Source organism: Paenibacillus sp. FJAT-27812 (assembly GCF_001273905.1).
Classification (GTDB): domain Bacteria; phylum Bacillota; class Bacilli; order Paenibacillales; family Paenibacillaceae; genus Pristimantibacillus.
The window spans coordinates 4,084,902-4,109,072 of sequence record NZ_LIGH01000001.1; the positions used below are offsets into that span (position 1 = coordinate 4,084,902).

The window sequence follows — 24,171 nt, forward strand, 5'->3', positions numbered from 1 at the left end:
GTTGATGAGCAGCACAAAGGAAAAATCAACGATTGTGTTATTTAGCGGTGATTTGGATAAGGTGATCGCTGCATTTATTATTGCCAATGGGGCAGCTGCCTATGACCATGAGGTAACGATCTTCTTTACTTTCTGGGGGCTAAATACGCTGCGCAAAGATCATGTCGCTGCTAGTGAAAAAGGGTTATTAGAAAAAATGTTTGGATGGATGATGCCGCGCGGAGCAGACAAGCTTGGTCTTTCAAGGATGAACTTTGGCGGCATGGGGCCTAAAATGATCAAGCATGTAATGAAAAAGCATAATGCGCTCTCTCTGCCGCAGTTAATCGAGCTCGCGCGTGAGCAAGGCGTGAAATTAGTCGCTTGTACGATGACGATGGATTTGTTGGGCCTGCAAGAGGGAGAACTGCTCGACGGCATTGAATATGCGGGCGTATCCGCTTATTTAGGAGACGCAGCAGATGCAAGGGTTAACTTGTTTATTTAATGAATTAACAGCTAATAGTTGTTTTTTTTAGCCATTTTATATACCATTACGGGTATATGTATAAGGAGATTGTTATGGATTATGGATGGATGATGATGCTGCTCGCGATTGGGTTTGTCGGATCACTAGTGTCCGGGATGGTTGGCATTGGAGGCTCCATTATCAAATATCCTATGCTGCTCTATATTCCTCCTGCGCTTGGCTTTGCTTCATTCAGCGCACAAGAGGTATCGGCAATCAGTGCGGTTCAAGTTTTTTTTGCCACGCTCTCAGGCATGCTGGCTTTTCGAAAAGGCGGTTTTATTAATAAATCTCTAGTCGTGATTATGGGCTCAAGCGTTGTAATTGGCAGCTTTATCGGTGGGTACGGCTCTCAATTTTTGGAGGACTCGTTTATCAATGTGACCTATGCCGTTCTAGCGCTCATCGCAGCGATTATGATGTTTCTTCCGAAAAAAGGCGAAGAGGCTATGGAATATGCAAAGCTCACATTTAACAAGCCGCTAGCAGCGATACTTGCCGCTATCATTGGAATAGTATCAGGTATCGTTGGAGCAGCGGGCGCATTCATAACCGTTCCCGTTATGCTCGTTATTCTAAAAATACCGACACGCATTGCGATTGCTTCATCATTAGCCATCACGTTTATTTCCTCCATTGGCTCGACAGCGGGGAAGGTGATGGGAGGGCATATGCTGCTTGTGCCTTCGATTGTAATGGTTGTTGCCAGTGTCATTGCGGCTCCAATTGGGGCCAAAATAAGCAAAAAACTAAATGCCAAGCTGCTTCAGTGGATTCTGGCTGCGCTTATCGTGGCGACTGTCGTCAAAATTTGGCTTGATATTTTAATGAAATGATTAAAGGAGGCAAAGTATCATATGTCAGCAATAAAAGTTGATCGGATCTTGGAGTGCGTTGGACTCGCGTGTCCGCTGCCGGTCGTCAAGACCAAAAAGATAATCGACGAGATGAACGGTGGGGAGGTTCTGGAAGTGACGGCTACGGATAGAGGTTCCGTTGCTGATCTCCAAGGGTGGGCAAAACGGATCGGCCATCAGTATGTGGGCTTGAAGGAAGCGAATGGCGTATATCATCACTTTATTCGTAAGGCGGAGGAAGCGGATCGCCAGGTTGATCTTCAATATCCCCATATTATTAATAATGCGGACATACAAGATCGGCTGGAGGCTGGGGAGAAAATGAGCATCGTGGATGTTCGCGAGCCGGCGGAATATGCTTTTGGACATCTGCCTGGCGCCCGGTCGATACCGCTTGGCGAGCTGGAAGAGCGGCTTGGCGAGCTCTCGCAGGATCAGCAATATATAGTCGTATGCCGAACGGGTGTCCGAAGCGACATCGCATGCCAGCTGCTTTTGGAAAAAGGATTTGTTCATGTGAAAAATATGAAGCCGGGCATGTCAGAGTGGCAGGGCATGACTGAAAAGGGTTGACCACTAATTGTAACACCATCTGAGGAGGAATAATGAAATGGCAGATCTTCTTATAGACGCAAAAGGACTAGCTTGTCCGATGCCGATTGTTAAAGCTAAAAAAGGAATGGACTCGCTGCAGACGGGCCAGATTATGGAGCTTCAAGCAACGGATAAAGGGGCGCTTAACGATTTTGAGGCATGGGTGAACAAAACGAAAAATGAGCTGCTTGAAACGAAATCGGAAAATGGCGTATTTACCTTTTTTATAAAGAAAGGTTGATTGCGGCTGCAAAGCCGATGGGGGGGAGGGGGGAGCTATCACAACGCGTGATAGCTTCTTCTGATCTTGAAGGGGAGATTGCATTGTCTCTATTTGTAACAAGGTATATAATTTAAGACAATAGCATTTGGTAACGGCCTGATTGGATATAGGTTTAAGGCCTACACGTGGAAATCGAGCGATGAAACCATAATGAAATGGAAAGGAAGCGTGTAAGGATGATATATGATGATGATGTGAAGAAACGGCTGAAAAGGATCGAAGGACAAGCACGAGGCGTTCTGAACATGATGGAAGAGGAGAAGCACTGCAAGGATGTGGTGAGTCAACTGTCAGCCATTCGAAGCGCAGCAGATAAAGCGATTGCTTATATCGTAGCGGTAAACTTGGAGAAATGTATTCTTGAGGAAATAGCGGCAGGCAAAGACACCGGGACGGTTGTTAAGGAAGCGATGGAGCTGCTCGTGAAAAGCCGTTAATATAAGGGGTTTGGAATTAAACGTTAGTATCGCTTAAGTAAGCCGATTCTGCCTTAACGGGCTGATAGGCTTTTTTTTGTGACCGTATCAAGTGCTCTATATTTGCAACCAGAGAATATTTAAATAAAAATACTGAAAAAATGAAAAGGATATTAGTCTCTGAATCTGTTATTCTGAATGGATGAAATGGCGCAGCAGATCGCGTGCAGCAAAGGGGGAGTCACAGCCATGCGAAGGAAAAGATATCCAATCGGCTTGATGATTATGTTAGGAATGCTGCTTATTGCAGGATGCATGAAAGGCGGCAGTACTCCTTCGGAAAATGACAAGCAGCAAGAGAAAGCCGCGATCGAAAAACCGGTAACGCTTACTTTTTGGAGAAACTCCGGCAACAAAGCTGAAAATATGGCTTATGATCAGTTAATTGCCGCGTTTATGGAGAAGCATAAGGCGATAAAGATAGTAATGATGCCATTTCCGTACAGCGATTACGATACGAAGCTGAGAACCTCGGTAGCAGCGGGCAATCCGCCTGACATTATGGCGATAGATGCACCGAATCTAGCGTCCTACGCGGAAGCTGGGGCACTGCTGCCGTTAACCGGCAACTTTAAACGTAATGGTCATATCGAGGATATCCCGCAAACGACGATCGATGGTTATACGTACCGGCAAAACATCTATTTGGCTCCCGTAACGGAATCATCGATAGCGATGTTTTACAATAAAAAAATGTTTGAGGCTGCCGGTATCACTCTGCCTTCCAGAAACCCGGACGAAGCGTGGACATGGGATCAGGTCCTTGAAGCAGCGAAGAAAATCAATGATCCGGTTAACGGCATCTACGGCATTGATCCCGCACAGGGCTTTCAGAACGCGGGCGCGACCGCTTACTTCAAATACCCGATCATTTGGCAATTCGGGGGAGAAGTGATGAATCCGGAAGGCACGTCAGCGAAAGGTTATTTGGACTCGCTTGAGACGAAGCGGGCGCTGACCTTCTATACCGACCTGTTCACGAAATATAAGGTGGCGTCATTTGAGTATCCGGTGGATGCTTTCCCTAACCGCAAACTAGGCATTACAATCGACGGCACGTGGTCCCTTTCGCATATTGCTGAGAACTTTCCGGACTTCAAGCTAGGGGAAGACTTTGACGTGGCACCTCTGCCGAAGGGAACCAGACAAGCGGTTGCCAATGGCAGCTGGGGACTGGGCATCTCGGCAAAGAGCAAGCATCCGGAGGAAGCTTGGATGTTCGTAAACTGGATAACCAGTTATGAGGGCTTGAAGATTTATACGAGCATTACGCATGATATTCCAGCGAGATACTCTGTCGCCAAGGAGTTTACGGAGCTGAATGAGTATCCGAAAAATATTTTTGTTATCCAAAACCAAAAGTATGGCAGGCCAAGGCCGATTACGCCTGTATTCCCGCAAGTATCGGAGGCCATCAAAAATCTGTTCGAGGAAGTGGCGCTGGAGAAGCGGGATTTGGACGAGGCGATTCAGTCTGCGATCAGCACCATCGACAAGTCGTACGCCGATTCAATTGCTATAACAAAATGATGAAAATAGTTAGAGAGGAGGCTGCCCGGTGTTTTTCTCATTAAGAAGTCGGCTGATGGCTGCTTTCTCTTTGCTGCTGATCGTCCCTTTTATTACCCTTGTGCTCGTGCTAAGCCAAGAATCGGCAAAGCTTATTCGGCAGTCGATTGAGACTTCGACCTCTCAGACGATCGAGCAATTTGGCTCGCATCTTAATACGTCGATGACGCAGGTTGAGGAAATCGGCAATCAAGTGATGAGCAATCGCGTGACGCAGGAGTGGATTACCGCGCAAATGAGCCCGGATAGCACGGTAGAGGAGCGTCTGCTCGCCAAGCAAAGGCTAATGGAATATGTATCCTCCTATTCAATTAACAATTCAAGCGGCATTTCAATCGGCGTTTTCTCAGACTTCGGAGGCGGCGTATGGACGCAGGATCGAACATATTTGGAGCGGGATTGGTATAAGTGGTTTGTGAAGGAAGATGAGCGCTGGACGAAGGCGCATTCGGACCCCGATCAAGCGGACACGATTATGAAATCCAGATTAGTTAACAGTTATATGCTGCCGTTGGTACAATTGCAATCGTTTACAAAATCAGGGTTCGTGAAAATAAATTATCCGACCTCCGTGCTGCGTGATGCGATTGAGAAAATTCGGTTTGGAAAAACAGGCCGTGCTTTTCTGCTTGATTCGGATGGAAGCAGCGTGCTTAATCAGCAGGTGCCGGAGGCTAATGTCTCGATATTGGCGGCTGGCCTAGCAGAAATTAAAGCGGCGCAGGGAGAGGCAACGAACGGCGTGTTTCCGATTAAGCATGATAAAGACAGCTATTTATTGTTTTATCGGTATTTTGAAGAGCAGGATTGGTACGTGATCGGAGAGGTGCCTGAGAAAGAGCTATTCATCAAGATCGATCAAATCCGCCGCACGATGCTGTTTATTAGCGTCATTTTGCTGCTGCTCATCATTTTTGTTGCCTATTGGTTCTCTTATGGCATTACAAGGCCGCTTACGTCGATGGCCAGAGCGATGAAGCATGTGGAACGCGGGGAGTTTACGCAGGCATTCAGCATGATGCCCCATGTCCGCACCGGCCATAGCGAGGTTGGTTATGTCACGAGAATATTCGAGAATATGACCACTCGACTAAGATACCTCATCGAGACGGAATTCGAGACGAATTTGCGCCGAAAGAACGCCGAATATAAAGCGCTGCTGCTGCAAATCAATCCGCATTTTTTTAACAATACGCTAGAAATTATTAGCGGCCTTGCAGCGATGAAAAAGAATGATGTATTGATGGATGCGACGGAAGCGCTTGGCCAAATGATGCGCTACTCGCTGAACTTAAATAGCGATCTAGTTAAAGTTAAGGACGAGATGAACTATATCCGCGATTATTTGTTCATCCTTCAGCTTCGTTACGAGGAGCGGCTGCATGTCGAGATCGAAGAGGATATGGCGTCAAGCCAGCTGCTGATTGCGAAGTTTATATTGCAGCCCATCGTAGAGAATGCTGTTAAATATAGCTTGGAGGAAAGCGGCGTGGCGAATATATCGATTAGCGTCAAAACGGAGCAGGACAAGCTCCGCATCGCCGTTGCGGATAACGGGATCGGCATGGATTCTGAATTGATCGCCCACTTGATGGGGGAGCTTAGCAATACCGATTCAGTCGATATTTTGAACAGCGGCGGGGATAGCATCGGACTTCGCAATGTGTTGTCGCGCTGCCGTCTTTATTATGGGGAACAGCTTGAAGTGAGCATTAAATCAAAACGTGGCGAAGGAACGGAAATTCGAATCATTATTCCCGCGGTTAAGGGGTGAGCGATGTGTACAGCATATTATTGGTGGATGATGAAGCGGGTGTACGCAGCAGCATAAAAGCGAAGCTGGATTGGAATGCCGCAGGCTATCAAATCGAAGCCGAAGCGTCAAACGGCGTGGAAGCGCTGGAGCTATTGAAGAAGCATAAGCGTCCAGATGTACTTATTACAGACATACGCATGCCTCAAATGGATGGCATTGGACTCATAACGGCTTGCAAGCAATTGTATCCGTCGCTTAAAATCATCGTCTTATCAGGCTATTCCGATTACGCCTACATGCAGGCAGCCATTCAAGCTGGCGTGAAGGATTATTTGCTCAAGCCGGTCGGGCGCAGAGAGCTGGCAGCTCTGCTCGAGAAGCTGTCGGCGGAGATTGCCCTGGAGCAGACCGATGAGCAGCTGCATAAAGCGGAGCAGCTTCAAAGGGAGCAGCAGTTATTCTCCCTACAGGAGCAGATGCTGCTTCGACTTGTGAAGGAGGAGTTTTACAGCCTTCTCGTCATCAAGGAAAGATTGGAGCAGCTGAAATTGTCAGCCTTCATTGACGAGCGGCTACAAGTCCGCTTTGTTGCCGTGGAAATGCGAGTGCCGCAGGGAAGGCTTGGTGACGAGCGAGAGCATCTCGATCTTCTGCATATGGCATTTCAGATGTTATGCCGGGAAACGGCGAATGCCTATACCGGGGTTCATCCTTTCTATGATGCCAGCCATCCTTCGATGATGCATTTTTTGGCGGAGGCAGGGGATGCAGGCGCAGGCCTCGATTTGACGGAACGGTTTGTTCGGCAGATCAAGTCGAATATAAAGAAATACTTGAGGCTCGATTCCGTGGTTGGAATCGGAGAGTCGGTCATCGGCGTGAAGCAATTCAAGAACGGCTACTCGTCGAGCATGCTTTCTTGGAGCCGCAGCACGATTCATGGCATAAGTGGAGCGGGTGACCCGAAGGTAAAGGATTTGATCGCAGCGTTCTCGCCGGAAATGGAGAGACAGCTAGTCGTTTCTGTTGAGAATGGCGATTATAAAGCTTATTCCGTTCTTATAGAGCGTATGATCCCGCGTGGCACCGATTATCCGATGTTTTCCTTTACGTTTATCGCATCGCGCATATTGCTCCTGTTTCATTCGATCGCCAAAAAGTATGAAGCGGGAGATACGGTGCTGCAAAAACGTCTGTGGGATTGCCAAATGACGATCGGCGATTTTCATTCGCGCGAGCAAGTATTGGAGCAGCTGGAGGAGCTTGCCCGTCTAGTGATGAAGGAAGCGCTGAAAACGCGCAGCTCAAGCGGACAGTCCATCGTCAAGGCTATCCAAAAATATGTGGACGATAATTTCGCCTATGAGCTTACGCTGACCTCGCTCGCCGGGATGTTCCATCTGAACGAAACGTATTTGTCAGGCTTGTTCAAGCAGCATGTCGGCGTGACGTTCAGCGAATATTTGACGAGCTTGCGGATGAACAAGGCAGGCGAGCTGCTCCGGCAAAGCAATCTTAGGCTGACGGATATTGCGATGCTGGTTGGCATATCCAGCTCCAGCTATTTCAGCACCTCTTTCAAAAAGTTTTATGGACAAAGCCCGAAGGAATACCGGGAACGTCCAAATGAATAGGAAGAACCCTGCAAACGGGCGATAGCGAAAGATGCTGTCGTCTTTTTTTTCGATAAAAAAGAAACTCTCCATATGTTAAGGAAATCTTTATGATTTCTTTAGTGTTACATTACGTTTGATTTGGGCGTCTTCCTTATACTGAATATTATAGCGCCTATGAGCGCCGAGACAGAAGGAGATGCAGCAATGACGACTAATGCGCCAGTTATCGATATCAGGCAAATATCCAAAATATATGGAAACAAGAAAGAAAATCAGGTATATGCCTTGAATAATATTTCTTTCACCATGCAGGAAGGAGAATTCATCGGCATTATGGGGGCGTCCGGTTCAGGCAAAACGACGCTGCTGAACGTCATCTCAACGCTCGATAACCCGTCGGAGGGAACCATTTCCATTGCCGGCACCGATATTACGCGGATGAAAGCCCATGAGCTGTCCGACTTTCGGGCGCAGCGTTTAGGATTTATTTTTCAAGATTTTAATTTGCTGGACAATTTGACGGTCTTCGAAAATATTGCGCTGCCGCTGTCCTTGCAGAACGTACCGGCAAGCGAGATTCGCGGCAGAGTCCAGCAGGTGATGGACAATCTTGGCATCTCGTCACTTGCGGAGCAATACCCGGCGATGATCTCCGGGGGACAAAGGCAGAGAACGGCGGCGGGACGCGCGATCGTCCATGAACCAGCGCTGCTGCTCGGCGACGAGCCAACCGGAGCGCTCGATTTGAAAAATGCAGTCAGCCTGCTGGAGACGATGAAAAGGCTGAACGAGGAGCAGCAAATTTCGATTCTTATGGTGACGCATGATGCGTTCAGCGCCAGCTACTGCCGCAGAATTCTGTTCATTCAAGATGGAGAGCTGGTGAAGGAGCTGCACCGCACGGGCAGCCGGGAATCCTTTTATAAGCAAATACTAGACATGCTCGGCGATTATGGGGCGTCGGCTGCTGCAGCTGCAGCGGTGCAGTGGCATGGAACTGGAAGGCAGTGAGATGACATCATGTTAATGAAATTAGCTTTATCCGGCATGAAAAGCAAATACAAGGATTATGTCGTGCTGCTCGCAGGGCTCGTTATGTCGATTTCTATCTTTTATATGTTTCAGACGATGGCATGGAATCGCAGTTTCACCGAGGAGAACGCCGTTATTAATTCGATACAGCTCGTCTATATTTTAGGCTCGGTGCTGCTCTCGTCGATTACGTTTTTTTACATTCTTTATGCGAACGGATTTTTGCTCTCGCTGCGCCAGCGTGAGTTCGGCCTTTATTTGGTGCTGGGCGCGAGAAAAAGCAAAATACGCTCGCTCATGTTTATCGAGACGATCGCGCTTGGCCTTATCTCGCTCGCAGCCGGGCTTGCGCTAGGGTTCGGGCTATCGGCGCTTGTCGGGCAATTGATTGCCAAGCAGCTGAACGCGAACTTATCCGGCTATCACGCGGTATACATGCCGGCTATTTTGTTTACGGCATTGTTTTTCGTTATTTTGTTTGGTCTGTCCGCGGTATGGAATCAGCTGAAGCTGGCAAGGTTGCAGGTGCTGCAGCTTGTCCATGGCAGCGTTCAAGCAGATCGGATGTGGCGGAGCAGCTTTTGGAAGGTGCTGCTTGCTATTGCAGGAGTCATCGCCCTGGGGCTTGGCTATTTTTCTCTGACCTTTATGGAACAGCTGCGGGAAATTGGTCTGTACACCGCGACAGTCATGACGCCGCTTGGCACCTACCTGCTGTTCATGACGCTGCTCCCTCCCCTTGTTGCGAAATGGAAGAAGAGCAACAACACGCGCGGAATAAAGGCATTTACTTACGGGCAGCTATCCTTCCGAATCAACGGCCTAACGAAGCTACTTGCGACAGTCGCCATGCTGATCGCGCTTGGCGCAGGCGCAATTTCCGGAGGAATGGCTTTCGTAAACGATGCCAAGATTAAGGGCGAGAGCTACAGCGTATATGATGCGATTGTGCATGATCCATCAGCCGAGGAGGAGGCTGTGCTTGCAAAAATTCCGTTCACGGAGCGATTAGAATACCGCTATAAAATCGAGAATGAGCTAATCTACTTTGCCAAAGAAGATCTCGAGAGCCACCGTCCATTTGCAAATTTGACGAGCAATCAGAAATACGGTGATCCTTTGAAGCGGATTACAGATAGGCTTCCGACAGGTACGGACGATACGACGACGCCTTACAGCGAAGGGTGGCAAGATTTTTTGTCGCGGATTACTCCGGACCAGCAATTAAGCTACCGAATAGTCGATGAGCAATCCTTGCAGGAGCTTAAATCAAACGAAAAGGTTATCGTTATCGGAAAGACGGGCGATTTTCTGGCAAACCGCTCCTCATGGGAAGCGCTGGACCAGCTTAACATCGATAAACACAAAGATGATTACATGTCATGGAGCAAATACCAGTATTACCAGTACGCCCTTGGCAATGCGACCGGAACCCTGTTCATGGGCTTCTTTCTTGGCATAGCTTTCCTCGCGATGATGGCAAGCTGCTTGATGTTCAAAATATTATCAGGCGCAGCAAAAGATGTTCAGCGTTACGAGATGCTGAGCAAGCTGGGAGTGCGAAAGGAGAAGCTGTCTCGCTCGATCTATCACGAGCTGTTTCTCGTATTCCTATTCCCGGGGATCGCGGGTCTGCTGCATGTGTTGGTCGGGATGAACCTCTTCTCATTTATTTTGGCTGAGCCTTACTATCGTATCTGGATTCCGATCGCGCTTTTTGCGGCTATTTATACCGCTTACTATTTGTTGACCGTGAGACTTTATCGGAACATCGTGCTGCCGGGAAGGGTCAGGACTGCAAAATAATGACTATGAATTTAGCCTAGGCGCAAAGCCTAGGCTATTTATTTTATGAATACCTTGCATTATAGAGTAATCTATTTTAAGGTATAACTAGGAGGTGAAAAGGATGGAAGTCAATAAAGAGGTATTAAAAGGCCATATCGATACGTTAATCCTCTCGTTGTTACATAACAAGGATCGGTACGGCTATGAACTAGCGAAGCTCGTTCGGGAGAAAAGCGAAAGCCAATTCGAGCTTAAAGAAGGCACGCTTTATTTGTCGCTAAAGCGTTTGGAGAACTATAAATGGATTACTTCTTATTGGGGCGATGATCAGGGACCCGGGGGAAGACGGAAGTATTATAAGCTTACGCCGCTTGGTGAAGAGGGCTTTGAACAAAAACGTTTGGAATGGCAGTTTCTAAAAAAAATGATGGATTCGTTCATTGGAGGGGGACAATAAGATGAGCCAAATTGAGTTGTTTGTAGACTCGGTATATAAAAATGCAAGCGGGAATAAACAAGAAATGCAAGAGCTAAAAGCAGAGATGAAAAGCCATTTGCTAGAGGCCGTTCATGAATTGAAAATAGAAGGAAAATCAGAGCAGGAAGCGATAGAGATTGCGATCGAACGGTTTGGCGGGGAAAAGGAGATGCGTGCGGTTGTCAGCCTATTATTTAAGGCACAGAAAATTTTTGCCAAAAGGGTGCTGTATATCGCATTTGCGTTTCTACTTATTAGTCTGGTGGCTTCTGGCTTGATATGGAAGGCTGAAGTAGGCAATAGAGAGGAAAATAGTGCAATCGCGGGCTCGATATACGAATTTCTTGATAAACATTCCTTGTATACAGAAGAGTCGGAAAAGGGTTTAATCGCTTTGGTAAGAGATGCAAAACAAATTACAAATATACGCCTTTATAAGACGGATGATGTTAAGACGGAAACGGCAGAGGGCAGCATATCCTATTTCAATCATAATGCGAAGCCGTTCTATCAATACGAAAGAGAAAAAAGGCCGTCCTCCGTAATGGATTTCTACTATGCGCACGGCGACCAATGGTTTATCCATTTGGAATCCAAAAATCTAGCTACATTAGTCGGTTACCTGTTAACAGCAGGCATAACGATTTACGCGGTTTTATTTACGATTTGGGCTATCATCAACGCTTACCACCATCGGCGTCTGAACGTTGGCTGGATCATTGCTTTTGCGCTCATGAATGTGCTCGGATATTTGGCTTATTTTTTAGTTGGCAGAAGAGCGAATCATAATTAACAAAGCTCATTTATTCATATAAGGATGATCCTCAAGCACTTGGGGGTTATCCTTTTTTTTTATGTCTGTGCCAAAAACTTTGAAAGTCCAAACCCGAGCATAGTGAAATTAGTGCCGATTTGTTTTTGATATAGTGGTCGTGCAGCAGAAATTCAAAGAGCTTTCACCCTGTTCGATCAGGGCGGGAGAGCGGAAAAAACGAATTCGGGGGTTGGCCGTGAATAAAAAATGGATATTTTACACTGTGATGTGCTTGCTTCTCATTGTAACGATAGGCGCGGCGGCAGTGTTCTCCTATTCCGAGGAAGAGGCCGCTAGCGCAACAGCATACAAGCTTACGGATGACAAGCGTCCGACAGATGGCATTCTGCTTGGTGCGGGCAGCATGAATGACACGCATGCGAGCGCGGTTGTTATGCCAGAGTGGAAGGGACGAGAGCAGATCGCCCAGTGGAATGAAGGCGATACGCTTGAATGGACGGTTCATGTGGCGGATGAAGCCGATTATGAGCTATCCCTCGGCTATTATCCGCTCAAAGGAAATGGGCAGCCGATCGAGTTTATGCTTTATGTCGACGGCAAAGCGATCTCTGATCCGTATGCGCCTTTTGAGCTGAACCGACTGTTCTATGATGAGCCGGGTGCGCTTAAGAGAAGCGGCGGAAACGAGCTTCGTCCGAAGCAGCTTGAAGGAGCGGTTTGGCTAAGCGCTAAAGTGGCTGCCGCAGGCGAGCTGGAAGATGGGCCTTTGCGACTCTCGCTTAAGAAGGGAGAGCACGTTATCCGGCTTGAAAATGTGAGGGAGAGCGCCGCTGTGGATTACCTCCAGCTGACGAAGGCAACGAATGCGCCAAGCTATGCGGAGTACAAAGCATCGCAGGCAGCCAATGCTTCGAATGGAAGCGGCAAAACCTTCGTTACGGTTCAAGCGGAGCACGCATACGCCAAGTCGGCATCGGGATTGTTCCCGACGACGGACCGAACATCGCCGTTAACGATGCCCTACAGCCCGACGAAGCTTCGAATCAATACAATCGGCGGCAGCAACTGGGATGCCCCCGGCCAATGGATCAGCTATAAATTCGAAGCGCCGGCGGATGGATATTACAAAATCGGCGTCCGTTATCATCAGAACGAGGTGAAGGGCTCCTTCGTCTCCAGGAAGATTGAGCTGGACGGCACCGTGCCGTTTCGGGAGCTGTACGCCGTTCGTTTTCCCTATGAACTGAAATGGGACATTAAGGAGCTGGGAGAAGAGACTGGCGAGCCGTTCCTCTTTTATCTGACGAAGGGCGAGCATGAGCTGAAGCTGGAGGTTACGCTTGGCGACCTGGCGCCTGCCGCGCAGGGTATCCGGCAAATGGTATATGACCTTAATCAGCTTTACCGCAAAATCGTGATGATTACAGGCGTCAAGCCTGATATCTACCGCGATTATGAAATCGACAAAAGCGTGCCGGGTTTGATCGGGCAGTTCCAAAAGCTGTCCGCACAAATGAAAGAAGAAGCAATCAGTCTCAACCAATTGTCGGGGCAAGCGAATGCCGGCTCCCGTACGTTAAAGCTGCTTGCGCTCCAGCTGGATGGCTTCATCGACCGGCCGGACCAAATACCGAAGCGTTTGGAAAATTATAAAACAAACATAACGGCGCTAGCCGATTGGATGCTAAGCGCCATGAAGCAGCCGCTTGAGCTTGATTATTTGTATATTGCCTCGCAGGAGAAGCAGCGGCCGCAAGCGGAAGCCGGACTTCTAGCGCAGAGCGTGCATGAGGTTCGAGCGTTCGCAGGCTCGTTCCTGCAAAATTACGATTCCATGGAAGGAAGCGAGGACGCGGATCGCTCCATTCAAGTGTGGACGGGGCTTGGCCGCGACCAAGCTTTTGTATTGAAGCGGCTAATTGATGAGTCTTTCATTCCCAAAACGGGCATTAGCGTCAATTTGAATCTGGTTGGCACCTCCCTTGTAACTGCTGTAATGGCGGGAGAAGGGCCGGATGTCAATCTGTTTACGAGCCGCGGCGATACGATGAACCTTGCTGTACGCGGAGCGCTGACTCCCCTTGATCGATTCAGCGAATTTGCTTCGATGAAGAAGGAATACATGGAAACGGCATTCATTCCGTACCAATACAAGGGCAGCACCTTCGCCATCCCGGATGATCAGGAATTTTTTATGCTGTTTTACCGGAAGGATGTCTTGAAGGAGCTTGGCATCGACCCGCCGCAAACTTGGGAGGAGCTGCTTAAGATCGCTCCCGTGCTGCAAAACAACAATATGCAAATCGGCTTGCCGTACGAGAACTTGGATGCCTTCCAGCTGCTGACCAAAGGGATCGGCTCGCTTAATCTGTTCCCGACGCTTCTCATGCAGAGCGGCAGCGGCATCTACAATGCGAAAGAAGACGGAACACGCTTTGACGAGCCGCAGGCATTCACCGCTTTCAAACAGTGGACGGATTTTTACAACCTTTACGATTATCCGCTCTATAAGGATGACTTTAACCGGTTCCGTACAGGCGAGATGCCGATTGTCGTCTCGACCTATAAGCTGTATACCCGCTTAGCGGCAGCGGCGCCCGAAATAACCGGCACATGGGATATGGTTCCGATTCCGGGAATGAAACGTGCGGACGGGACGATTGACCGTTCAACCGGAGCGACGGGTACGGCTTCAATCATTTTGAAGGACGCCAAAAACAAGGATGATGCATGGGCGTTCATGAAATGGTTCAACCAGCCGGAGATCCAAAGCCAGTTCGCCAGTGAATTGGAAAACGAGATGGGCATGCTGGGCCGAAGAGTGCCAGCCAATCTGATTTCGTTTGAATCAACCAATTGGAGCCGCGCCGAGCAGGCCAAGCTAACCGAGCAATGGGAGCAGGTCAACGAAATTCCTGAGCTTCCGGGCGGCTATTATACGTCAAGAAACATCGATAATGCCTTCCGCGAGGTCGTGTTCCAAATGGGCAATGCGAGGGAGAGCCTTTTCTATTGGAATAAAGGCATCAATGAAGAAATTAAACGAAAAAGGTATGAATTCGGGGTGGAGCAATGAAAAGATCAATAATCCAAACGATCGGCAGACACAAGGAAAGTTATCTGCTCATGACGCCGTACATGATTTTCTTTCTGCTCTTCACCATACTGCCCGTCGTTCTATCGATCGTGCTGGGCTTTACCTACTACAATATGATCGAGCCGCCGCGCTTCATCGGCTGGTATAACTTCATCCGGCTGTTTCTGGATGACGACATCTTTATCGTCGCGGTCAAGAATACCTTATTCTTCGCCTTCGTAACCGGGCCGCTAAGCTATCTGCTTAGCTTTCTGGTCGCTTGGATGATCAATGATTTATCGAAGACGCTGCGTTCTATCGCGACGACGGTATTTTATATCCCGACCATCATTGGGATATCGGTATTCCCGATGTGGCGGCTCCTTTTCAGCCCGGATGCTTACGGCTATTTGAACGGCATGCTGATGGGGCTTGGGATCATAAGCGATCCCATCGCATGGCTGCTCGATAAGGAGTATATTTTGCTCATTTTAATCGTCGTTCAGCTTTGGATGAGCTTAGGCATAAGCTTCCTTGCCTTCGTGGCCGGTTTGCAAACGGTAGACCGCAGCCTGTATGAAGCGGGTGTCATGGACGGCATTAAAAATCGGTTCCAGGAGCTATGGTACATTACGCTGCCATCGATGATTCCGCAACTGATCTTTGGAGCGGTTATGCAAATCGTCATCTCGTTTAGCGTCTCCGATGTCTCGATCCAGCTTGCAGGGTTTCCAAGTACGGAGTATGCAGGCGAGACGCTAGTCACCCACATTATGGATTACGGCAGCATCCGTTATGAGATGGGTTATGCATCCGCGATGGCGGTCGTCTTATTTTTCATGATGGTATTTACGAACCGGCTCGTAACGAAAATTTTGCAGAAGGTCGGAATTTGATCGCAGGAGGACATCCATGTTCACGATAACTACCAAAAAATCCGGCACGAAAGCAAGGCGCTCGCTTGCCGGCAACATCGCGATATTCGGATTCGTGGCGCTTCTCGGTGTTTTCTCCGCGTTTCCGTTCATCTTCGCCGTTATTACGTCGCTGAAGCCGATTGACGAGCTGCTGCAGTTTCCGCCTCGTCTGATCGTCATGAGGCCGACATTCAATAACTTTACGGATTTATTCCAGCTGGCATCCAATATGTGGGTGCCGCTGTCCCGGTACATTTTTAATACCGCTTTTATCTCGGTTGTTGGCACGGCACTGCATGTGGTGTTCGCCGCGATGGCGGCTTATCCGCTTGCGAAGCATAAGTTTCCGGGAAAAAACATTTTGTTCTCCATCATTGTAATGGCGCTGATGTTCGTCCCGCAGGTGACGTTCATTCCGCAGTTCGTGCTGATGTCGCAGCTTGGCATCGTAAACACCTATGCGGCATTGATTCTGCCTTGGATCGGTGCTTCGCTTGGGCTGTTCCTCATGAAGCAGTTCATCGAGCAGCTGCCTGACGCGATTCTGGAGGCGGCGCGCATCGACGGGGCAAGTGAATTTCGAACGTTTTTCTCCATCATCTGGCCGAATTCTACACCTGCCATCATGACGGTCGTCATCTTCCAGTTTATTAATCTTTGGAACTATGCGCCGAAGGAGCTTATTTTTGACGAGTCGCTCAAGGTGTTCCGAATGGCGCTTGAGCAAATCGTTACAGGCGATCCTATCGCCAGGATGGGAGCCGGAGCTGCCGCAGCAGTCATTCTCATGATTCCTCCCATTATCGTATTTATATTGCTGCAACGGAAGGTCGTAGAGACGATGACCTTCGCTGGGATCAAATGATGGAGGTTAAAGGTGAAGCCATGAAAATCAAACTTGTGCTGGCTGCCGCGCTGCTTCTCCCGATTTTGGCCGCAGTGCCGCTAACGGTAAAGGCGGAGGCGCCTTACCAATCTTATGTATATGACGAATGGGATGCATCAAAGGCGGCTCCCGCCAGTTATTTGCCCGAACGCATGTATTCGGGAATCGAGGTAGGGGCCGGAGCATTCAGCGAGCCCCAGGATCTGTTCGTGGACAAAAGCAACCAAATTTACGTCGCGGATACCGGAAATAAACGGATCGTGAAGCTGAATGAACGGTTTGAGACGGTTGATATCATCGACAAGCTGGACTTGGGCGGCAAAGAAATATCGCTTGCCTCACCGATGGGGCTGTTTGTTGCAGATGACGGGACGATGTATATCGCGGATAGGGATAACGGCCGGATATTGCGCGTTGGCGCGGACAAGAAGGTGCAGCTTGTCATTGAGAAGCCCACCGATCCGCTTATCCCGGAGGGCTTTAAATTTAAGCCGACGAAGGTGGCTGCCGATCAAGCAGGGCGCATTTATGTACTGTCGGAAGGGCAGTTCTTCGGTCTCATGCAGTTTAGCAGCGAGGGGAAATTTACGGGCTATTACGGCAGCAGCAAGGTGGAGGTCACGCCAGCCGTCGTGCTCGAGACCTTTTGGAAAAACCTGCTGTCTAAGGAGCAGCGCTCGGCAATGATGAAGCTGCTGCCTATCGAGTATTCGAACCTCGATATCGGGGATGACAATTTCATTTACACGACGACGATCATATCCAAAAATTCGCGGGAAGAAATAAAGAAGCTGAACCCGCTTGGCAACAACGTTCTGATGAGCCAAAACGGCAGCGATTTTGGCGATAAGGAGTTTTCCTTCAAGCAAGGAGTGAAGCAGGATACGTCATTCGTTGATTTAAGCGTAGATACGGACGGCTTTATTGCCGGACTGGACCGGACGAGAGGACGCGTATTCGAATACGATTCCGAAGGCAATTCGATTGCGGTATTCGGCTCGCTCGGCAATCAGAAAGGAACCTTTCTACAGCCCTCGGCTGTCGCTTATTGGAAGGGCGAGGTGCTTGTTCTCGATACGGCAAAGCGCAATGTAACGAGGTTCTCGCTCTCGGAATATGGCTCTCTCGTGCGAAAAGCGACTGTGCTGTATAACCAAGGGCTCTATGAGGAAGCGGCTGTGATCTGGCAGTCCGTTGCCAAGCGGAATGCGAATAACAGCATCGCCTATATAGGGATTGCCAAAGCGCTTGAGAAGGAAGGGAACTATGATGCTGCCCTGTCCTATTACCGGCAAGGAACGGACCGATCCGGCTACTCGGATACGTTTGGACAAATCAGGATGCAGGCTGTACGCGAGAATCTGCCGATCATCATGACGATTTTTATAAGTGCGATCGTTGTGTTTTACGGCTATAAGCTGCTTAGAAATACAAGGAGAAAGAGACGAAGGGAGGTTAGCCGATGATCGCTGCGCTTGTTAACTCGAAGAGACTAAATCCCCTCAGCTCGCTGCTGCATCCTTTTGACAGCTTTTACTCCGTTAAGGAGGAGGGCAAGGGCTCGCTGCTCGCTTCGGGCTTCATTGTTCTCGTTTTTTTCATCGCCTCGGTCTTCAAGCGGCAGAGCACGGGTTATACCTTTAACCTTGTTGATTTGAGCGCTTTAAACGTATGGCTGATTGCTGCAAAAACAGTTGTGCTGTATGCGCTATGGGTAGCCGGCAATTGGGCTGTGGCGACATGGATGGACGGCGAGGGCAAAGCAAGGCAAATCGCAATCGTCAGCGCATACGCGATCATTCCTTATGTGGCAGCGGTAATCGTATCAACGCTCCTCAGTAAGGTGCTCGTCCAAGAAGAGGGTATGTTTCTTGACTATTTAACGACAGTGGCGATGGCGTGGAGCGCGGTGCTGATGTTTATCGGCCTGCTGACCATTCATGATTACGGGGCAGTTAAGACGCTCCAGTCGGTTGCCCTGACTTTTGCGGCGATGGGTGTTGCCATCTTCCTGGCAGTGCTGTTTTATACGCTGTTCCAGCAGGTGTACGTGTTTATCTATACGGTATACAACGAAATGCTGTTCCGCTTATGAGGCAGAACGTGGATCAGAAAGGAGAAGGCAGCATGAAATTACGAATATGGACGGCAGTCATGGCGGCAATGCTGCTTATTATGAGTGCTGCGGGGGGAATTGAAGCTAATTTTGCGGCGGGCAGGGCGGTAAAGCCAGCACAAGGAGGCGAAGCGGTACGCGCAGCGGATACCGGCAGGCTTACGCTCGATTATAAGCCCGCCACAGCAGAGATCATCGTGACGGATACAGCGTCAGGAGCGGTCTGGACGAGCAATCCGGCCGATCGTGAAGCCGATAGGGTTGCCAAGGGCGCCAAAAAAATGGATCTAGCAGCTCAGCTGCTGCTCGATTACGTGGATGACCAAAATAAACCGTTTCAGCTCAACAGCTTCACGGGAAGCGTTAAGGAAAAACAGCCCGGATGGAACAAGGTCCCGAACGGAGTTGAAGTGACCTACTCGTTTCCGAAAGGAGGCTTTACGGTGCCGGTAAGATACACGCTTAGCGGAGATGCCTTGTCGGCGACTATTGTAACGGAAGGCATTAAGCAGCAGGGCAAATACAAGCTGGTTAATATTAGTTTGCTGCCGTTTTTTGGGGCAGCGGGCAGCGCGAACGAAGGTTATCTGTTCGTGCCCGATGGCAGCGGCGCATTAATTAACTTCAACAATAGCAAAAGCAGCTACAAAAGCTATAACGAGAGAGTTTACGGCGGCGACCAGTCGCTTGATTATCCAAGTAAAACGGATTCGAAGGAAGCGATCAGGCTGCCGGTGTTCGGCATGAGGAAGGATGACTCGGCCTTTGTCGCGGTCATTCATAATGGCGCTTACCAAGCGGGCATTGCAGCCGAGGTTAGCGGCAAAAACAATACGTACAACAACGTGTTCAGCTATTTGAATCTGCTCGAGTTCGAAACGAATCTGCTGCTGGAAGGAACGTTGAATGAGAAGCAAGTGACCCGTTCCTCGCAGTCGATGTCGGGCGGCGTAAATTACGAGGTCAAGTATTACTTCCTAAACGGCGAGGACGCTGATTACGCCGGGATGGCAGCCAAGTATCGCAGCTACTTGCAGACGGAGCTTGGCGTCAAGCCTATAGCGGCACAAGCCGCAGCAGGCGGGAAGCAGCTTCCTCTGCTCATTGACTTTATCGGGGGCGTGAAGAAGAAGGGAACGTTTCTAGGCATTCCGTACAACACGGTCGAGGCGCTAACCTCCTTCAAGGACGCAGGGCATGCTGCTGATCGTCTGCAAAAGGACGGCATCGTGAATCTATCCATTCGGATGGAGGGCTGGGCTGCGGGCGGCACCAAGGACGAAGTGCCGGTATCGCTTGCTGCGGAAGGAAAGCTTGGCGGAAATAAGGGCTTCAAGAAGCTCGCGAAGGAGCTCGATTCGAAGGGGATCGCTTTCTATCCGGTTGTCGATCCCGTCAAATTATATGAAGGCGGCAACGGCTTCAGCAAGTTTTGGGATGCCGCCAAAGGCATCAGCCGCGCTCCAGTGCTGAAGTATGATTACCGCTTGAGCGATCAAACCAAAAACAAGAATTTGAAGCATTGGTACCTGCTGAAGCCAGCAGCAGTAAATGAAGCGCTTGACCGATTTACCGCTGCTGCGGCCAACGGGGGACTAAAGCATGCTTCGCTGCAAACGGTGGGCTCGATGATCTACTCGGATTTCCGGCGGGACAGCCAGCCGAAGAACGTAACCGGCAGCACTTGGGAAAACGGGCTTCGGAAGGCGCAAAGCAATCTAGACGGCTTGCTGTTCGAACAACCGAATGCGTATTCGTTCCCATATGCGCAAAGCTTGTCGGACGTGCCGCTGTTTGCAAGCGGCTTCGACTTGGAGGATGAAGAGGTTCCGTTCTACAGCATAGCGCTGAGCGGGCTGCTGCCTGCTTACAGCGAGCCTATCAATCTATCAAGCATGCCGCGGCGCTACCTGCTGAAGCTGATCGAAACCGGCACGTTCCCTGCCTTTAAGTTTATCGCAAACGATTCCGCGAGATTGCTAGGGACGGAATACGATTCACTGTATAGCGTCGATTTTAATTTGCTTTATGAGGATATGAAGGGGCAATACGAGCAATTGAACGAAGCGCTTGGCGAGCTGGCAGGCCAAGCGATTACGAACCATGAGAAGCTGCAGGATGGCGTTTTCCGCACCACGTTTGCAAGCGGCAAAACAGCCGTCGTCAATTACAACAATGAGAAGGCTGCCGTTGGCGCTGACATGATTCCAGCGCTTAGCTATCTCATCCGATAGGGGGTGAACGCATGATTAGACAACTACGGGCTTTGCCTTATACGAAGAAAAAAGAGCTTTACGGCTTTCTGTTCGTTCTGCCTTGGGTGCTCGGCTTTCTATTGTTTTTTGCGAAGCCGTTGCTCACTTCACTCCTTTATTCGTTTCAAAACATGGAGATGACGCCCGAAGGGCTGCGCGGGACATTCATCGGCTGGGGCAATTTTGAGTACGCCTTGTTCAAGGACCCAACCTTCATCCGCGAAGCGGTTAATTCCTTTGTGAACATGCTCTACGGCGTTCCGCTCATTTTGGTGTACAGCATATTCGTAGCCGTGCTCTTAAAAAACAAATTCCGCGGCAGAGGGTTCATGCGGGCGGTATCGTTCCTTCCCGTCATTATCGCCTCGGGCGTGCTTATGCAAATTTTGAAGGAGGATGTGTTCTCCGAAGGGATGCGAGGCGGAGCGGGAAGCGTGTATTTGTTCACGGGAGCCGGCATTAACGGTATTTTGCAGGAGCTTGGGCTTGGCACGGAGCTCATCGGAATTTTTAACAATGTGATCGCTCGCATTTTTGATTTAACATGGCGCTCCGGCGTGCAGGTGCTGCTATTTCTAGCAGGGCTGCATGCGATTCCAGGCTATTTGTACGAGGCGTCGTCGATTGAAGGGGCTAGGCCGTGGGAGCAGTTTTGGAAGATAACGCTGCCGATGCTGACGCCGATGATGATGCTCAACATTATTTACACGATTATCGACACGTTCACCGATTATGGAAACAGCGTCATTCTGATGATTTACAATACGGCTTTTTCGCAGGTGCGGTTCGGCTACAGCAGCGCGCTTGCGTGGCTGTACTGCCTGGTGATCGCCGTGTTCCTTGGCGCTGTCTATTTGCTGCTCAAGAAACGCATCGTCTACATGCAGGATTAAACGGAAAGCGGGGAACCCCACTTGAATGCAATGATTCAGAAAAAGCAGCTGAACCTGGCAAGGAAGAAGCTTGCCTCCATCGCTCGGTTCGCTCTGCTTGCGGCACTGGCTTACCAACTGCTTTATCCGCTTTTATACATGCTCAGCATGGCGCTCCGCCGTCCCGCGGAGGCGATGGACCCGAGCGTCATTTGGGTACCCAAAACGTTTACATTAAGCAATTTCACCGACGCGCTGCGGGTGATGGACTTTTGGGACGCGCTTCAAAACAGCATGATCATCGGCATTGGCTGCGGTCTTCTTGACGTCCTGTCCTGCGCTTTCGTCGCATACGGCTTCGCTCGGTTTAAATTCCGGTTCTCGGGCCTATTGTTCACGCTCGTCATATTGACGCTGGTCGTGCCGGTGCAGACGATTATTTTGCCGCTGTATGCGGACATGAAGTACTTTGATGCATTCGGCATCATGAAGCTGACCCAGCTCGTGACGGGCGGGCCGGATTCAATTAGTCTCGTCGGCAGCTACTCGGCCTTTTTCCTGCCGTCGATGCTAGGGATGGGGCTTCGCTCCGGCCTGTATATCTTCATCTTCCGGCAATTTTTCAAAGGGATGCCAAATGAGCTTGAGGATGCTGCATATATGGACGGCTGCGGACCGTTCAAAACGTTTTTTACGGTCATGCTTCCGAATGCGAAAAACGCAATTATTACGGTATTTCTCTTCTCCTTCGTATGGCACTGGAACGAGTTCTACATGTCGAACCTGCTGCTTGGCAATTTGAAAAAAAACTTTGCGATTGCCTTATCGTCGCTGCGCGTGGATTTGCAGGCTGTCGTCAATGTGCAGACCATCAGCGATCCGCTGGTCGTCGTCACCCGCATTCAAGCAGGTGCATTGCTCGCCATCCTGCCGCTGTTCATTTTGTATTTGGTCACGCAGCGGTACTTCACGGACAGCATCGAGCATGTCGCGATTAAATAATGAGACGGAATCGGCGGATTGCGTTGATGAGGGGAGGCGATGCCAGCATTTAGCGCTTGGACGCAAGGCGACTGCAAGCTGAATAAGGGTGTCAACGAAATAAACAAATGGATACAAAGTGGTATCAATCAGATGAATGCAAATAAGGGGAGGCATTTTACAATGGTCAAAAACAGGAAATCGCTTGCGATCATGTTGGCTGCAATGATGATGTTCGTTACGGTAATGGTTGGCTGCTCCGGCAGCAATGGCGGCAAGGCAAAAACAAACGAAGGCGCAGCAGCCGGCAACGGCAGCACGCCGGAAGCAACGGAGGAGTCAAAGGCAGAAGCGCCTAAGCTCGAAAGCGGCGATATTACGATTTTATACCATACCTCCAAAGAGCAATATGAACAAAATAAAGCGGCAAACCCGGCTGCCTATGACGCTGTATGGGAAACGGTCGCGCAGTTCGAGCAGGCTTACGGCGGTAAAGTAAACGTCATTGCGGTGCCATGGGGCGACCAAAAATCGACGCTGATCTCGATGGTCAATGCAGGCGATCAAGTGGACGTAGCGCAAGCGAACGATCAAAACTTCCCTGTATATCCGCTCAAAAAAATCGTTCAGCCGCTTGACCAGTATATGGATATGGCTGATCCGTTCTGGAATGCGTCCGTAACCAAAGCGTTCACGTTCGGCGGCAAGCCTTACGCGGCTGGCGTAGGCGCGGCTCCAATCGTGATCTACTATAACAAAACGCTGTTTGACAACAATGGCGTCAAAACGCCGGGTGAGCTGTACGCCGAAGGCAAATGGACATGGGATAACGGCGGAATACGGCTTCGGCGGCTTCACTGTATTCAAAAGCGACTATGAGCTTGATTTTGTTCCCGTTCCGACAGGCCCAAAAGGCATAAAAGACGTTGGTCCAGGCGGCATGTCCGGATGGTCGATCCCGACCGTATCGAAAAACCCGCAGGGCGCTGCGGTGTTCATCAAGATGATGTCGGAGAACGAGCTTAAAGTAGCGACGGAAAACAATGTGAAGCAATTTGGTCAAGAGAAGGTTGATCAAATGAACGGGCTTGGCGGCAAAATCCTATTTACGCCGATCGGCGTCGAGAAATACTGGGATGCCAATACGGCTGCTTTGACGGGCATTAAGGACGGCACACCGGTCGGAACTTTTGCGGCTACTGCGAAAGCGCTGCTTGAGGAAGGCATTAAAATTACGCTGACCCAATAACTGGAACGTGAATCTATCCGCCGTCATGCACGCATGGCGGCGGGTATAGTTATGAGCGCATAGACGGGAGGACAATCATATTTTGAA

The 24,171-nt window shown here is 49.6% G+C and carries 22 protein-coding genes; all 22 read left to right on the forward strand.

All coding sequences use genetic code 11. From position 1 onward, the window contains the following. Window positions 1–4: 4 nt before the first annotated feature. The 22 genes from ADU23_RS17290 (at window position 5) to ADU23_RS17395 (ending at window position 24,084) form a co-directional block, all read left to right on the forward strand. Entirely contained in the window at window positions 5–487 is a 483-nt protein-coding gene (locus ADU23_RS17290; RefSeq protein ID WP_053374869.1) for a DsrE/DsrF/DrsH-like family protein, read from the forward strand. A 74-nt stretch (window positions 488–561) separates the two neighbouring features. Beyond that, complete coding sequence (locus ADU23_RS17295; RefSeq protein ID WP_197286076.1) at window positions 562–1,344, forward strand: sulfite exporter TauE/SafE family protein; 783 nt, start codon at window positions 562–564, stop codon at window positions 1,342–1,344. Window positions 1,345–1,365: 21 nt separating this feature from the next. After that, window positions 1,366–1,938 (forward strand): sulfurtransferase TusA family protein, encoded by a 573-nt coding sequence (locus tag ADU23_RS17300; RefSeq protein ID WP_053374870.1) that lies wholly within the window; start codon window positions 1,366–1,368, stop codon window positions 1,936–1,938. 37 nt (window positions 1,939–1,975) lie between these two features. Beyond that, on the forward strand, window positions 1,976–2,200 hold the full coding sequence (locus ADU23_RS17305; RefSeq protein WP_053374871.1) for a sulfurtransferase TusA family protein: 225 nt from the start codon (window positions 1,976–1,978) through the stop codon (window positions 2,198–2,200). A 218-nt stretch (window positions 2,201–2,418) separates the two neighbouring features. Next, window positions 2,419–2,679: a metal-sensitive transcriptional regulator gene (locus ADU23_RS17310; protein WP_053374872.1), complete on the forward strand. Its 261-nt coding sequence runs from the start codon at window positions 2,419–2,421 to the stop codon at window positions 2,677–2,679. A 228-nt stretch (window positions 2,680–2,907) separates the two neighbouring features. Beyond that, window positions 2,908–4,248 (forward strand): ABC transporter substrate-binding protein, encoded by a 1,341-nt coding sequence (locus ADU23_RS17315; RefSeq protein WP_231637443.1) that lies wholly within the window; start codon window positions 2,908–2,910, stop codon window positions 4,246–4,248. Between the two features lie 28 nt (window positions 4,249–4,276). Beyond that, window positions 4,277–6,061 carry a cache domain-containing sensor histidine kinase gene (locus ADU23_RS17320; protein WP_053374873.1) on the forward strand — a complete coding sequence of 595 codons (1,785 nt, stop codon included), beginning with the start codon at window positions 4,277–4,279 and terminating at the stop codon, window positions 6,059–6,061. A 5-nt stretch (window positions 6,062–6,066) separates the two neighbouring features. Then, a complete protein-coding gene (locus ADU23_RS17325) occupies window positions 6,067–7,677 on the forward strand; it encodes a response regulator transcription factor (protein ID WP_053374874.1) in 1,611 nt (536 codons plus the stop codon). Window positions 7,678–7,863: 186 nt separating this feature from the next. Further along, the gene (locus ADU23_RS17330) at window positions 7,864–8,670 is read left to right on the forward strand and encodes an ABC transporter ATP-binding protein (protein ID WP_053374875.1); all 807 of its coding nucleotides are present in this window, start codon (window positions 7,864–7,866) and stop codon (window positions 8,668–8,670) included. Window positions 8,671–8,679: 9 nt separating this feature from the next. Further along, window positions 8,680–10,497 carry an ABC transporter permease gene (locus ADU23_RS17335; protein WP_053374876.1) on the forward strand — a complete coding sequence of 606 codons (1,818 nt, stop codon included), beginning with the start codon at window positions 8,680–8,682 and terminating at the stop codon, window positions 10,495–10,497. Between the two features lie 103 nt (window positions 10,498–10,600). Then, window positions 10,601–10,936: a PadR family transcriptional regulator gene (locus ADU23_RS17340; protein WP_053374877.1), complete on the forward strand. Its 336-nt coding sequence runs from the start codon at window positions 10,601–10,603 to the stop codon at window positions 10,934–10,936. Between the two features lies 1 nt (window position 10,937). Further along, on the forward strand, window positions 10,938–11,750 hold the full coding sequence (locus ADU23_RS17345) for a permease prefix domain 1-containing protein (protein ID WP_053374878.1): 813 nt from the start codon (window positions 10,938–10,940) through the stop codon (window positions 11,748–11,750). Window positions 11,751–11,967: 217 nt separating this feature from the next. Beyond that, entirely contained in the window at window positions 11,968–14,808 is a 2,841-nt protein-coding gene (locus ADU23_RS17350; protein ID WP_053374879.1) for an extracellular solute-binding protein, read from the forward strand. Then, entirely contained in the window at window positions 14,805–15,704 is a 900-nt protein-coding gene (locus ADU23_RS17355) for a carbohydrate ABC transporter permease (protein ID WP_053374880.1), read from the forward strand. The genes ADU23_RS17350 and ADU23_RS17355 overlap by 4 nt, the downstream gene beginning before the upstream one ends. Before the next feature lie 16 nt (window positions 15,705–15,720). Further along, a complete protein-coding gene (locus tag ADU23_RS17360) occupies window positions 15,721–16,590 on the forward strand; it encodes a carbohydrate ABC transporter permease (protein ID WP_053374881.1) in 870 nt (289 codons plus the stop codon). A 20-nt stretch (window positions 16,591–16,610) separates the two neighbouring features. Next, complete coding sequence (locus ADU23_RS17365) at window positions 16,611–18,077, forward strand: hypothetical protein (protein WP_197286077.1); 1,467 nt, start codon at window positions 16,611–16,613, stop codon at window positions 18,075–18,077. Then, on the forward strand, window positions 18,074–18,706 hold the full coding sequence (locus tag ADU23_RS17370) for a YIP1 family protein (RefSeq protein ID WP_053374883.1): 633 nt from the start codon (window positions 18,074–18,076) through the stop codon (window positions 18,704–18,706). Before ADU23_RS17365 ends, ADU23_RS17370 begins: the two co-directional genes overlap by 4 nt. 32 nt (window positions 18,707–18,738) lie before the next feature. Beyond that, the gene (locus ADU23_RS17375; RefSeq protein WP_053374884.1) at window positions 18,739–20,961 is read left to right on the forward strand and encodes a DUF5696 domain-containing protein; all 2,223 of its coding nucleotides are present in this window, start codon (window positions 18,739–18,741) and stop codon (window positions 20,959–20,961) included. Between the two features lie 11 nt (window positions 20,962–20,972). Next, on the forward strand, window positions 20,973–21,875 hold the full coding sequence (locus ADU23_RS17380) for a carbohydrate ABC transporter permease (RefSeq protein WP_053374885.1): 903 nt from the start codon (window positions 20,973–20,975) through the stop codon (window positions 21,873–21,875). 30 nt (window positions 21,876–21,905) lie between these two features. Continuing rightward, window positions 21,906–22,856, forward strand: coding sequence for a carbohydrate ABC transporter permease (locus ADU23_RS17385; protein WP_231637615.1), 951 nt, complete (start codon window positions 21,906–21,908; stop codon window positions 22,854–22,856). Between the two features lie 162 nt (window positions 22,857–23,018). Further along, window positions 23,019–23,714 carry an ABC transporter substrate-binding protein gene (locus ADU23_RS17390; protein WP_197286078.1) on the forward strand — a complete coding sequence of 232 codons (696 nt, stop codon included), beginning with the start codon at window positions 23,019–23,021 and terminating at the stop codon, window positions 23,712–23,714. Next, window positions 23,629–24,084 carry an extracellular solute-binding protein gene (locus ADU23_RS17395; protein WP_197286079.1) on the forward strand — a complete coding sequence of 152 codons (456 nt, stop codon included), beginning with the start codon at window positions 23,629–23,631 and terminating at the stop codon, window positions 24,082–24,084. Before ADU23_RS17390 ends, ADU23_RS17395 begins: the two co-directional genes overlap by 86 nt. Window positions 24,085–24,171: the final 87 nt, after the last annotated feature.

What these genes read in the sequence shown, in the direction of transcription:
- ADU23_RS17370 (WP_053374883.1), top strand. Translation starts at nt 18,074, where the DNA reads ATGATCGCTGCGCTTGTTAACTCGAAGAGACTAAATCCCCTCAGCTCG.
- ADU23_RS17335 (WP_053374876.1), top strand. Translation starts at nt 8,680, where the DNA reads ATGTTAATGAAATTAGCTTTATCCGGCATGAAAAGCAAATACAAGGAT.
- ADU23_RS17345 (WP_053374878.1), top strand. Translation starts at nt 10,938, where the DNA reads ATGAGCCAAATTGAGTTGTTTGTAGACTCGGTATATAAAAATGCAAGC.
- ADU23_RS17360 (WP_053374881.1), top strand. Translation starts at nt 15,721, where the DNA reads ATGTTCACGATAACTACCAAAAAATCCGGCACGAAAGCAAGGCGCTCG.
- ADU23_RS17385 (WP_231637615.1), top strand. Translation starts at nt 21,906, where the DNA reads ATGATTCAGAAAAAGCAGCTGAACCTGGCAAGGAAGAAGCTTGCCTCC.
- ADU23_RS17365 (WP_197286077.1), top strand. Translation starts at nt 16,611, where the DNA reads ATGAAAATCAAACTTGTGCTGGCTGCCGCGCTGCTTCTCCCGATTTTG.
- ADU23_RS17315 (WP_231637443.1), top strand. Translation starts at nt 2,908, where the DNA reads ATGCGAAGGAAAAGATATCCAATCGGCTTGATGATTATGTTAGGAATG.
- ADU23_RS17390 (WP_197286078.1), top strand. Translation starts at nt 23,019, where the DNA reads ATGGTCAAAAACAGGAAATCGCTTGCGATCATGTTGGCTGCAATGATG.
- ADU23_RS17340 (WP_053374877.1), top strand. Translation starts at nt 10,601, where the DNA reads ATGGAAGTCAATAAAGAGGTATTAAAAGGCCATATCGATACGTTAATC.
- ADU23_RS17355 (WP_053374880.1), top strand. Translation starts at nt 14,805, where the DNA reads ATGAAAAGATCAATAATCCAAACGATCGGCAGACACAAGGAAAGTTAT.
- ADU23_RS17305 (WP_053374871.1), top strand. Translation starts at nt 1,976, where the DNA reads ATGGCAGATCTTCTTATAGACGCAAAAGGACTAGCTTGTCCGATGCCG.
- ADU23_RS17310 (WP_053374872.1), top strand. Translation starts at nt 2,419, where the DNA reads ATGATATATGATGATGATGTGAAGAAACGGCTGAAAAGGATCGAAGGA.
- ADU23_RS17295 (WP_197286076.1), top strand. Translation starts at nt 562, where the DNA reads ATGGATTATGGATGGATGATGATGCTGCTCGCGATTGGGTTTGTCGGA.
- ADU23_RS17290 (WP_053374869.1), top strand. Translation starts at nt 5, where the DNA reads ATGAGCAGCACAAAGGAAAAATCAACGATTGTGTTATTTAGCGGTGAT.
- ADU23_RS17375 (WP_053374884.1), top strand. Translation starts at nt 18,739, where the DNA reads ATGAAATTACGAATATGGACGGCAGTCATGGCGGCAATGCTGCTTATT.
- ADU23_RS17380 (WP_053374885.1), top strand. Translation starts at nt 20,973, where the DNA reads ATGATTAGACAACTACGGGCTTTGCCTTATACGAAGAAAAAAGAGCTT.
- ADU23_RS17300 (WP_053374870.1), top strand. Translation starts at nt 1,366, where the DNA reads ATGTCAGCAATAAAAGTTGATCGGATCTTGGAGTGCGTTGGACTCGCG.
- ADU23_RS17330 (WP_053374875.1), top strand. Translation starts at nt 7,864, where the DNA reads ATGACGACTAATGCGCCAGTTATCGATATCAGGCAAATATCCAAAATA.